Here is an 11,204-nt window from a genome sequence, read left to right as displayed (position 1 = left end):
AAAAACAACGCGCGCCTGTCTCGCCATCTCCGCCTCCTTGGGTATGCAAGTTTTTTAGTCTAGTAAATTAGTTTATGCAATTAGTAAGGCGTCCCCGAAAATATGGCGACCGAGCCGTACCCAGCTCACGGTAGGACTTGCACCCACTAGAATGCGCCCATGCTGGGCGCACAAAAAGAAGGCGGTGCTTTTCAGCACCGCCTTCAATTCCGTTCAGATCAAGTCCGCTCTTAGAAGGTGACCTTGCCGGTCAGCTTGACATAGCGACCAACCAGACCGGGGCTGTGGAAAGCCACGTTGTAGTTGGTGATCTGATAGGTGCTGCTCGGATCCTGGGGAGCCGCCGCGTCGAAGGCGTTCAGGATGTCCAGCTGAACCGAGTAGTTGTCGGTCAGCTGATATTCGCCGTGCAGGTCGATATAGGTGAAGGCGTCGACGTTACAGGTGATCACGTCGCCGTTACGATAGGTCGCAGCGGTGTGGCCTTCTTCGCAGGTACCGTAGTAATCATCGCCGTTGTCGGCGGCGATCGACTTGTAACCGCTGGTGTAGTAGGCGGTCGCCGTAACCGACGCCTTGCCGAAGTCCAGCGTGCTCTGCCAGTTGCCGCGCAGCTTGGGCGTACCCGAGCCGGAGGTGATCTGGTTGTTACCCAGGGTGCCGTCGTAGCGCGCCTTGGTGCCTGACGGATAGGTCTGAGTGAAGTACTGGATGTAAGAGGCTTCCGCGGTCGAGGTCAGCTTGGCGAAGCCGAGATCGAAACGGCCCGACGCCGAGACGTCGACACCGGCAATGTCCTGAGCCGACAGGTTGATCAGGCCGTACTGGATGAAGCCTGGGGTCGGCAGCAGGTTCGGGAAGTTCGGGTCAGCCTGCCCGGGAACAACGTTGAAACCAGCCGGGATGGGCTGACCGGCGAAGTAGGCGTCAAGAGCCGGGGCATAGTCACCGCCCTGGATGATGTCGTCCTTGTGGATCTTCCACCAGTCGAAGGTGAAGGACAGGTTGCGCGTCGGCGTGAAGACAAAGCCAGCGCTGGCCGACTCCGACTTTTCCGGCTTCAGGGTGGTCGAGGACACGGTGGTCAGACCGACCGAATACGGGTCACCATAGCCGTTGTTGTTGTGGGCGGCAATGAAATCGTCCGGAGCCGACAGGGTGATGAAGCCAGTCGACGGGTCAGCGTTGGTTTCGGCGATAGCCGGCGCACGGAAGCCCTTGGACAGGGTACCACGGAAGGCAAGCTTGTCGTTGGCCTTGAACTTGGAGCTGATCTTCGGCGAGAAGGCGCCGAAGCCGGTCGAGTAGTCGTCGTAACGGCCACTGAAGTTGACTTCCCAGTTGGAGGTCAGAGGCGCATCCAGTTCGAAGAAGGCGGCAGCGACGGTACGCTGACCCTTTGCGCCGAACGGATTGATGGTGAAGTAACGCTGACGCGGGTCGCCACCGACCGGGTCGGGGTTGGCGCTGGGGTTATCGACCATTTCGTAGCGGATGTCGGCGCCGACACCCAGTTGCAGCGTACCGCCAGCCAGTTCCATCAGGGGACGTGCCGCCGAGAAATGGATGGCTGCCGTCTGCGACTTCGAGTCCTGAATCTTGGTCGGCGACAGGTAGTCACGCACGGCCTGGGTGTTCTGCGACGGATTGACGAAGTTGTAGGAACCGTCCTTGACCACGTCGATCAGGTGCTGAATGTACAGGCGGCCATGCTGGGCGTATTCCAGCGAGGTTTCCATGCCGGAAATACCCAGATCCCAGTCCCAGCCCATCGATTCGCCTTGCAGACCAGCGGCGAAGCGGGTCGTCTTGGAGTCGGTGGTGGTGAAGTAGGGGATGTCGCCGAAATAGTAGGACAGACGGGCGACCTGGTTGGAAGCCGCGAACGGGTTGTTCGGGTTCAGGGTGCCGTTGGTCGAGGTACAGGCCACGGTCGTGCCGCGCGGGCAGACGTAGATCGGCAGATAGAGACCGAAGGCGCCCGGGAAGTCGGCCGAACCAGCAGCGGTGCTGTAGGTCGTGCCGGCGGCGCCGGGGGTCGCCTGGTCGCGAGCGCTGCGCGGACGGGTTTCGTTGTAGGTCTTGCTGTTATACAGTGTCAGCGAGCCGTAGCCTTCGAGCGTGTCGCTGAAACGCTTGGTAAAGCGCGCCGAGAAGCTGGTACGGTCGACTTCAGGGATGGCGACGCTGTACTTGTTGATATTGTCCTGTTGGCACAGCTTCGTACCGACCGGAACGCCACCAACCGGGGCACCCGCCGCCGCGTTGGCGTCGATATTGGCCTGGGAGATGGTGACCGTGTCCAGATCGCGACAGCCGTCGGCCTGGTTCAGAATACGCCAGCTACCGGCAACGGCCGTTGCGGCCGCATTGTACGGACGGACGGTCGCGACCGTGGTCGTGCCGACACCGAGGAAGCGGTTGTCGAACTGAATGCCGTTCTGGACGCCGTTGGTGCGGCAGGACACAGCGTTACAGGTGTCGCTCTGGTCGGCGGTGTTGTACGGATAGCCACGCTCGCTGAACTTGAGCATGTCGTCTTTTTGGTATTCGCCGGAAACGTAGAAGTTCCAGCCGTCTTCGGCCAGGCTTCCGGTGCCCCAGATGGCCGAGATGCCGCGCTGATCCGCGCCGCCCTGCTCGGACGTACCGACAAAGCCCTTGGCAGTAAAGCCCTGGAACTGCTTCTTGGTGATGATGTTGACAACGCCGGCAATGGCGTCGGCGCCGTAGGTCGAGGACGCGCCGTCGCCCAGGACTTCGACGCGATCGATGATGGCGCTGGGGATGGTGTTCAGGTCGACGAAGTTACGGGTCGCGTCGTCGGCCAGCGGATAGTAGGACAGACGCAGACCGTCGGTCAAAACCAGGGTAGAGTTGCTGGTCAGGCCGCGCAGCGAGATGGCCGAGGCGCCGGCGGCGAAGTTACCGTTCGCCGACCAGTTGTTGGTCATGGTGCCGCCGTTGTTGCCCGGCAGGCGCTGAGCGACGTCTTGGGTCGTGGTGATACCACGCGCTTCGAGATCACCCGCCGTGATGACGGTCAGGGGCGAGTTCGAAACCAGGTTCTTACGGCGGATGATCGAGCCGGTGATCACGACTTCGGCGGCGGGTTCATCGGCTGCAGGTGCGGCTGCCGCGGCATCTTGCGCAGCGGCGGGCATGGCGGCGACAGCAATCGCCAGACCAGCCACACCCGACAGAATGCCGCGAATGGTGGTCGTGGCCAACAGGCCAGATCGCAAAGATTTTTGTTTCACTCTTGTTTCTCCGGGTTACATGAGGGGTGTAGGCGCACCCACCGCAGTTTCCAGCATTACGCGCTGTTAATAAACTTAAAGACCCCTGTCGTGAATCCGTCAATCACACGACACATTTTTGTCTATATCAATTGAAACCTGTTTCAATAAAGTCACAGAGGCAACCTTCCCCAGGGGAAAGCTTTTTCAGATACAGGGGGTGATTTTTCCACAGGGGTTTCTTACGCCACCCGAGAGAAATATCGCAAAAACTCTTAATATTTCAACAAAGACCGGTGCCAGAGAGCGGCTTTTCAGGCCCCAACAGGTGGTGAGAAAATTCACCCCATATCCAAATCAAGGCGCGGAAATCATTCCCGCGGATATTTTGATGCGACGGAGGCAAAAGGCCAAAAAGGGTCACAAAGCGGCCTTGGAGGCACTTCGCAAGCGTGACCTTGCAAAGGATTTGTAATCGCCTATCAGGGGTAACGGTGGCTTGCTCGTCTTACCGTGCCAAGACACTGGCACAGCATTCGCATACCACGACTCCAGCCCCGAAACCGACTACGAATCCGACCACGAATCCGGGTCAGTGCCGCACTGCAATGCGAGCGGCCATGGGCGACACTGGTTCGGGGGTGCAACTGGCAACCGCCAGGTGTGCCATAAACAGACACAGCAGAGCCGCCAGACCACGTTGCGAACGCTTGGAAATATATAGGGCGATGTCGCCGGCCATGTGTCACCTCTGCACGATTGGCAAAGGTTAAGCAAAAGTTAAGCCAGCCGAAGGCTACAGGGCCTCAATCTTGTGAATCAGGTCGACGACCCGCCGGCAGTTGGTGCCCAGGTCGGGCATGGGATAGCGGCCGACGCTGCGGATATCGATTCCGGTCGGATCAAGGCGAATCACGACGTCGGACTTAAAGCCGTAGAATAGGTCCTGGTAGGTGGCCTCGACGCGCCAGTCGGCGGAACCCGTGACAACATAGCCATCAGCCTTGAGCATGGCGACGACCTTCTCGGCGGTCACGCCTTCCTTCTTGGTAATGGTACGCGCCCGCGGACAGGTCAGGGCGTTGATTTCCGGTATCGTCTTGCCGCCCCAGTCCATGGATTCGTTGCGCGGCACGCGCGGCAGATCTTCGATCGGACGGGCGTCGGTACCGCGCGCCTCAATGAGGCGTCCCGAGAAGGTTACCGGACGCTCCCAGTTGGTGGCGACGTCGCCGATGGGGGGATTGGCTTTCAGCGCCTTTTGATAGAGCCAGAAACCGCCAAGAACCCCACCGGTGATCACCACCGCGGCCAGCGCCCAGGGACCGCAACGGCCCGGCGCCATGAACAGCGAGATAAGCAAAGAGAGGCCGGCGACGGCCATGGCACCCAGGGCCATTTTCGGGGCAAGGTTCAGGGTCAGTGCCTTGAAGCCCAGGTCATAGTCAATATAGCCAAGGTTCGACGCAATCATGACGCAGCCCAGGAACAGAGGCGTCACAAGGGCAACGATGAAGGCGAAGTGGGCGAAGGCAAGGCCCTTCTTCTTTGACGTGGCCTGAGTAGATTTCGGCATGTCTTCCGTCACGCGCGGGTTTTCCCTTTTGTTGTATCAAATGGAACGGACCGATGTACCTTGGGGCCGCTGCGGGGCCGCGTCACCGCTTTACCTTCAAAAAGCGAATATTTTTTGAACCACCTCGCCGTAGCGAGGTCGTTTCAAAGCAGATTCTATCCCCACTTGTACGTCGCAGCCTAACACCCGGATTAGGGTATTTTTACGACGTCGTCAGGTTTCAATCTGCCACGAAACCGTTGCCAGATCAACAGTTTGCTGACGCTGAGCAATATCGGGCGTGGCGTCGGAGACATCGCGGGTGCGCAGGGAGACCCGGGCGGCGCGATCGGCCGCGGACACATCCAGCCAGATGCCGTGGAACGGCAAGTTCGCCTGGCCGGCGAGCGCCTGAGCCTTGTCGCGCCAGGCGGACTCGCGGAATGTCGCGTCCAGAATGACCGACTGGCCGGTTTCGACAACGGTTTCGGCCAGGGCAAACATCTCACCGTAGACGCGGTGATTCTCATCCGGGGTGTAGGCTTCCTGTGGCAGGGCTTCGTATTCCGGGCAGGCCCACAGGCGTTTGCGGATCTCGTCGCTGCGCAAGATGACGGCGCCGGGTGCGCGGCCGCTGGCAGGCGCGATCTGACGGGCGCGGGTCGATTTGCCCGAACCGGACAGGCCGCCGACGGCGGTAAAGGTCGCCGGCGACATCTCCAGGAAACCTTGGGCAGCCTCCAGGTACATGCGCGCCTTGTCCATCGCGTAGTTGCCTTCACCACCATAGTTGGCGTTAACATGGCAGCGCACGCCGGCGCGGACCGACAGGTAGAGCGGCAGCAGCTTCAGGCCGGCATAGACGCTTTGGACGTCGTCCTCGAGCCGGGCGGCCTGTTCGAGATAGACATTGAGCACGCGCGAAGCGGCGTCGCCGTGCCCCCTCACCCACAGGTCCATCAGCAGGAAGCCGAGATCGTAGAGGACGTCAATCTGGCTGAGTCGCTCATTGAACTCGATACAGTCGAACAGGACCGGCAAGCCGTTTTCGACCAGGATATTGCCCAGATGCAAGTCGCCGTGGCAGTGGCGGACATGGCCATCGGCAAAGCGTTTCAGGACGTCGGTTTCGACAGCTTCGTAGGCGGCGTAAATGGCGGCGCTATAGGCGTCGACCGCGTCTTCGCCCAGTTGTTTGCGGAAGACGTCGATGTTGCGCTTGTTGGAATCGATGACGTATTTGACGTTGTTGTCGTGCTGCGGGTCGCGGCAGATCTCGGAACCAGCGTGGAAGCGGCCGACCATGCGCCCCAGATTGTGCATCAGGTCAAGATCGGGCGTCCATGACGGATCCTCGGCGCTCTGTTCGCCCAGCACGCCTTTGGTATCGAAGCGGCGCATGACCAGGACGCTCTCACCGGCAATCTCCTCGACGCCAAGATAAATGTCGGCCGCCATGCGCTGGTTGTAGCGCAGTTCACGCAACAGGGCCGAGCGGCGCTTTTCGGGCGAGGTAAAGTCGAGGAAGCCGTAGTCGACCGACTTCTTGACCTTGTAGGCCTTGGTGCCTTTGAGGATGACGACGGCGCACGAGGTTTCGATGACCTGGTCGGCGCCTTCTTTCAGGTGATAGAGGACTTGGCTGAGCGACATGGTTTTTCGGGTAGGACGTTTTTACCGGATTGGCAACAGGGGCGCTTGACGGCGCAGGCGGTCAGGGTCCATGGAGCGCCGCATGTCCCTTTCCGCGCCGCCCCTTTTGCGACCGGAGGTGCAGGCGCTGATCTTCGATTGCGACGGCACCCTGGCCGATACCTTCGCCGCCCATTTTCGCACCTTTCGCGAGGCCCTGGCGCCCTACAAGGTCGAAATGACCGCCGCGTTTTACGCCGCGCGGCTGGGGCTGTCGCGGCGGCAGTTGCTGGCGGCGTTGACCGAAGAGACCGGTGTGCCGGTCGATGACGAGGACCTGCGGGTGCGTACGCCAGCGATGTTTCTAGGTCACGCCGCGGCCATCCGGGCCATTCCGTTTTCGGAAAACCTGGTCCGGCATCATCACGGCAAGCTGAAACTGGCTGTGGCGTCGGCAGCGCAGAGACCAATGGTGATGGCGTCGCTTGGCGCGATCGGATTGACAGAGTTTTTCGAGTCGATCGTGACGATCGAGGATACCGGGGTTGGCAAACCGGCGCCGGATCTGTTTTTGAAGGCGGCCTCTAACCTGTGTGTCGCACCGACGCTATGCCATGTATTCGAGGACAGCGACCAGGGTATCGTGGCCGCCTACCGCGCCGGCATGACCGTCACGGATATCCGGCCATTTTATCAGAGCGATCCGGCGGGGTGGTAGCGGACTCGGATATGGCCGAGATGCGCCACCAGTTCATTTTTTTTCTGCCAACTGCTGCGCCAAGAAATCCCCCCTCCGACGGCGCGCTGGCGTTTGCCGACACCTCCCCCGCATAGCGGGGGAGTATAAGAAAATAAGGACTTTGGAGTCAAAAGAGGCCGCGCGATCGCGACCCGAAGAAGCGATTAGGAAGACAAGCAGATCTTTTTCGCGACCGTTTCGGAGGCAAGCAACGGGTAAAAGGGAAAGGCGCTCAGGCTGCGGTACTTTTCTATAGGGTTCTTGACGGTACCATCGTCAGCTGATGGCTTTTTGCCGCTGAGGCCAAACATAGCGCGACGGGTGCGTTGCCATCTGTTGCCGTCGAATTTCCAATCCTCTTCCAGGCTGATCTCCCCGAAAAAGAAGGTGTTGTAGATCCGGCTCAATTCCGCATGCCCGTTGCCATGGAACACGTAGGTGTCGTGAACCATCCAGTCACCGCCGGGATCGGCCGACGACAGACGAACTTCGGCGCTTCCGTTCGTCCATGCTATCGAAGCAGCGTCTTCCGCAGGGTCGGCTTGCCACACCGCTTCCGAGGGATAGCGGCACCAATTCTGCGTTTCTTCATCGCCTGTATTGGAAACCCACGCCGTTTTCGCCAAGGCCGGCAAGGGTGCCAACAGAACCGCAGCCAGGACCCCGATATATCGTAATAGTTTCATCCCTGCCTCCCTAGCGGCAGCAATCTTACGTCGAGTGGAACTGAATGGCAATCTCAGGGATACAGCTTCTCGCGGGTCCAGCCGGTGGCTGTGCGGATAAACTGCACCCGGTCATGCAGGCGGAAGGGCCGGTCGCGCCAGAACTCGATGGCGCTGGGCACGACGCGAAAACCCGTCCAGTGTGGCGGGCGCTCGATCTTGCCCAGGCCGAACTTCAGGCCGTATTCGGCGACGCGCTTTTCCAGGGCGAAACGATCCGGCAGAGGCTGCGATTGTTCCGACGCCCAGGCACCGATCTGGCTGGGGCGGGCGCGCGAGGCGAAGTAGAGGTCAGCCTCGGCGTCCGTCACGCGGACGACCTCGCCGCGGATGCGAACCTGGCGGCGCAGCGATTTCCAGTGGAACAGCAAGGCGGCCTTGGGGCTTTGGGTCATTTGCTGGCCCTTGGCGCTTTGGGTGTTGGTGTAGAAGACGAACCCCTCGGCATCGAAGTCCTTCAGCAGTACCATGCGCACGTCCGGCAAGCCGTCGGGATCGACCGTCGCCACCGCCATGGCATTGGGATCGTTCGGCTCCTTGGCGCGGGCGTCTTTCAGCCAGTCGGCGAACAGGACAAAGGGCTCGGCGGCCTCTATCTCGGCGCCGTGGGCGGCATGGGCTTCCTTGTAATCGGCTTCGGTCGGCGAGGCCGGAATCAGGGGTGACGACATGGTGATCTCCCGCCCTTGAATGAAGGGCAATCAGGTAGTGATTTTCGCCGGGACGATACGGTCTCGCAGGTCGCGCCGACGGGGCATGACAGGCTCATATGACAAATGAGGATGAAACGGATGCACACGAATAGACCCGAAAGAAAAGAAAAATAAGGGTGGCGCATTGTCTCAGGTCCGTATGGCGTGGCGTCGCAGGTTCTATCGCCCTGCCCTGAGAGTGAGGGTAGAGTGAGGGTGAGGCCTGCCGACAAAAACATGGCTAACGGCGCATTAAGGATTGCGCGGCATAAATGGGCCTAAAGCGCCGTTTTGGTAGAGTCAAAACGGCGCTTTAGATTTTTGTTTTGACGCGCAATTTTTCCGAAAAGTGCTGCACACTTTATCGGATTGCGCTCGTGCCCGAGGGAGCACCATGGCCCGCGCAAAGAAACAACCCAAGCCCGCCGTTGAAACCGTCGAAGAGCCGACCACGCGCGCCGAAGCGCTCGTCGCGCTCGGGCTGGAGGGCAAGGTCAATGACGACGACGTTCGCACAGCCTTCCGGACGCGGTTGAAGGCGGCGCATCCGGATATCCATGGCGGCACCGATGCCCTGTTGCGCCGGCTGATTCTGGCGCGCGAGCTCTTGATGTCCGATAGCAAATCGGCGCACGAACATACGGAATTGTTGACCAATCTGAACGCGCACCTCGATGAACCGATCAGGTTGGACATCAGCCTGAATCAGGCCTTGAACGGTGGCGTCGCGTTGAAGGACGTGCCTGCGTGGGAAGTGTCAGCGGCGCATGAGGAACTCACCTCGCTGACGCAGATGAAGACCTTGAAGGTGGCGTTGCCGGCCGGGTTGCGCAATGGCGATCTGCTGCGGGTACCGACCGAAGGGCTTCGCGCCGAGCAGGTGTTCCGGGTCCATATCGATGCGCCCGACGGCGTTCGGGTGTGGGGCGACGATCTGTGGATGACGGCCCATATCGAAGTCAGGATTTTTGCCATCGGCGGCCTGGCGCGAATCGAGACGCCGCACGGCCCGCGCGACGTGGCGATCGAAAAAGATGCACCGCGCGGGTCGAGCCTGTGTCTGGCGGGGCTTGGTTTGCCGGCCAATGGGAAACAGGCTGCGGGCAACCTGCATGTGCGGCTGGAAGCCATGATGAACCGTGTGCCGTCCTACCGTGACGCCTTGAACGAATTCCGGCTGAAATGGGCGTCGTGATGTCTCCGGACGTCTTCAGTCCGTCGCTAGGCGTTCGCGAGGATTCGTTCGGCAATCCGATCGGGAAGGCTCTGCCGGGATGGGTTGGGTGTCAACGATTGCCGGACGTTGACCTGATCGGGCGGACGTGCCGGGTGGTGCCTTATGATCGATCATATGCGGACGGCCTGTCGTCGGCCTTTACCCGAGGCGACGGCGGATTGTTCAGTTATCTGCCCTGGGGACCTTTTGAGTCGGCGGGCGAGATCGATAACGTCGTGCGGCTGCATAGGGATCATCGCGGCTTCCAGACCTTTGTCATTGCAACGAAGGACGGACCGGTCGGGCTGGCCAGCTATATGCGCTATGATGAGGGGAACGGCGCCGTCGAGATCGGCGGGTTGACGTTTTCGCCGTTACTGCAACGGACGACGGCGGCGACCGAGGCCATGTACCTGATGATGCGGCACGCCTTTGATGGAGGCTATCGGCGCTATGAGTGGAAGTGCGATCAGTTGAATGCACCGTCGAAACGCGCGGCGGAACGGCTGGGATTTACGTTCGAGGGTGTGTTCCGCAACGCTGTCGTGACCAAAGGGCGGCGCCGCGACACGGCCTGGTATTCGGTGATTGTCGAAGAATGGCCGGCCGTGCGTGCGCGGTTGGAGGCGTGGTTGGGTGTGGAGAATTTTGATGAGAACGGCTTCCAGAAGCGGGCTTTGACGACGGACATTTAGAGCGCCGTGATTATTGCGCGAAGTCCTGATATGGAAAGGCTGCTCCAAAGACGGTAAAGCCCCGCCCGGCGCTTCGCGCCACCCTCCCCGTAAACGGGGTGGGCGAAGAAAGGTGCAGCATTCTGCCGTGCTATGATTTGCTTGGCGCCAGTAACGGAGATCCGTCCTCAATCAATCCGTTTTCGCGACTGACCAAAGTCGCGCACAACAGTTGACTGGTCACATTCGTGGCCGTCCGGATCATGTCGAGGATCCGGTCGATCGCGGCCAGCAAGGCAATCCCTTCCAGCGGCAGACCCGCCGTCGACAGGGTTACGGTCAGCATGACCGTCGCCACCCCAGGCACCCCGGCCGTGGCCAATGACCCCAACACGCTGGCCAGGGCGATTAAAATATAGTGCTGCACCGTCAGGTCGATGCCGAAATAGTTGGCGATGAACACCGCCGAAATCGCCGGATAGATCGCGCCGCACCCGTCCGCCTTCATATTGGCGCCCAGGGGCAGGGCAAAGCCGGCATAGCCCTTCTGAAGCTTCAACTTCTCGATCGCCGCCTGCAACGACACCGGCAGGGTCCCGATCGACGAACAGGTGAAAAATGCCGTCTGCTGGGCGGTGAACACGCTCTTGTAAAATCCGGCGACGCGCAAGCCATGCAGCTTCAACAGCGTCGGATACACCACCAGCAGCAGCACGAAACAGCCAAGGTACA

Annotated in this window: 9 protein-coding genes; 3 read left to right on the top strand and 6 right to left on the bottom strand. The window is 60.4% G+C overall.

Features of this window, described 5'->3' with window-relative positions; translation table 11 throughout:
- Positions 1–230: 230 nt before the first annotated feature.
- The 3 genes from ABI_RS21060 to ABI_RS21045 all read right to left on the bottom strand — a co-directional run bounded on the left by ABI_RS21060 (position 231) and on the right by ABI_RS21045 (position 6,447).
- Positions 231–3,260, bottom strand: a complete 3,030-nt coding sequence (locus ABI_RS21060; protein ID WP_006275097.1) for a TonB-dependent receptor plug domain-containing protein — start codon at positions 3,258–3,260, stop codon at positions 231–233.
- A gap of 775 nt (positions 3,261–4,035) precedes the next feature.
- On the bottom strand, positions 4,036–4,815 hold the full coding sequence (locus tag ABI_RS21050; RefSeq protein WP_040309808.1) for a DUF1499 domain-containing protein: 780 nt from the start codon (positions 4,813–4,815) through the stop codon (positions 4,036–4,038).
- A gap of 213 nt (positions 4,816–5,028) precedes the next feature.
- On the bottom strand, positions 5,029–6,447 hold the full coding sequence (locus tag ABI_RS21045) for a bifunctional aminoglycoside phosphotransferase/ATP-binding protein (RefSeq protein ID WP_006275092.1): 1,419 nt from the start codon (positions 6,445–6,447) through the stop codon (positions 5,029–5,031).
- Positions 6,448–6,529: 82 nt separating this feature from the next.
- Between ABI_RS21045 and ABI_RS21040 the strand changes: the two genes are divergently transcribed.
- A complete protein-coding gene (locus ABI_RS21040; protein WP_157139040.1) occupies positions 6,530–7,144 on the top strand; it encodes an HAD family hydrolase in 615 nt (204 codons plus the stop codon).
- A gap of 185 nt (positions 7,145–7,329) precedes the next feature.
- Here the strand turns inward: ABI_RS21040 and ABI_RS21035 are convergent, their stop codons facing one another.
- Positions 7,330–7,851 (bottom strand): hypothetical protein, encoded by a 522-nt coding sequence (locus ABI_RS21035; protein WP_006275090.1) that lies wholly within the window; start codon positions 7,849–7,851, stop codon positions 7,330–7,332.
- A gap of 53 nt (positions 7,852–7,904) precedes the next feature.
- A complete protein-coding gene (gene pdxH / locus ABI_RS21030) occupies positions 7,905–8,561 on the bottom strand; it encodes a pyridoxamine 5'-phosphate oxidase (RefSeq protein WP_006275089.1) in 657 nt (218 codons plus the stop codon).
- Positions 8,562–8,976: 415 nt separating this feature from the next.
- Between pdxH and ABI_RS21025 the strand changes: the two genes are divergently transcribed.
- Both ABI_RS21025 and ABI_RS21020 read left to right on the top strand, forming a co-directional pair.
- Entirely contained in the window at positions 8,977–9,777 is an 801-nt protein-coding gene (locus ABI_RS21025; RefSeq protein ID WP_006275088.1) for a DnaJ C-terminal domain-containing protein, read from the top strand.
- Between the two features lie 98 nt (positions 9,778–9,875).
- Positions 9,876–10,493 carry a GNAT family N-acetyltransferase gene (locus ABI_RS21020; RefSeq protein ID WP_245531414.1) on the top strand — a complete coding sequence of 206 codons (618 nt, stop codon included), beginning with the start codon at positions 9,876–9,878 and terminating at the stop codon, positions 10,491–10,493.
- Positions 10,494–10,623: 130 nt separating this feature from the next.
- On the opposite strand, the gene ABI_RS21015 is transcribed toward ABI_RS21020, so the two are convergent.
- On the bottom strand, positions 10,624–11,204 hold a 581-nt coding region (locus ABI_RS21015), incomplete at its 5' end, for a dicarboxylate/amino acid:cation symporter (protein ID WP_157139070.1).

It is taken from the genome of Asticcacaulis biprosthecium C19 (assembly GCF_000204015.1).
Lineage (GTDB): Bacteria > Pseudomonadota > Alphaproteobacteria > Caulobacterales > Caulobacteraceae > Asticcacaulis > Asticcacaulis biprosthecius.
Note: the sequence above shows the minus strand (reverse complement) of the source record. Positions and strands in the feature narration are given on the sequence as shown.

What these genes read in the sequence shown, in the direction of transcription:
- ABI_RS21050 (WP_040309808.1), bottom strand. Translation starts at nt 4,815, where the DNA reads ATGCCGAAATCTACTCAGGCCACGTCAAAGAAGAAGGGCCTTGCCTTC.
- ABI_RS21045 (WP_006275092.1), bottom strand. Translation starts at nt 6,447, where the DNA reads ATGTCGCTCAGCCAAGTCCTCTATCACCTGAAAGAAGGCGCCGACCAG.
- ABI_RS21040 (WP_157139040.1), top strand. Translation starts at nt 6,530, where the DNA reads ATGTCCCTTTCCGCGCCGCCCCTTTTGCGACCGGAGGTGCAGGCGCTG.
- ABI_RS21035 (WP_006275090.1), bottom strand. Translation starts at nt 7,851, where the DNA reads ATGAAACTATTACGATATATCGGGGTCCTGGCTGCGGTTCTGTTGGCA.
- pdxH (WP_006275089.1), bottom strand. Translation starts at nt 8,561, where the DNA reads ATGTCGTCACCCCTGATTCCGGCCTCGCCGACCGAAGCCGATTACAAG.
- ABI_RS21025 (WP_006275088.1), top strand. Translation starts at nt 8,977, where the DNA reads ATGGCCCGCGCAAAGAAACAACCCAAGCCCGCCGTTGAAACCGTCGAA.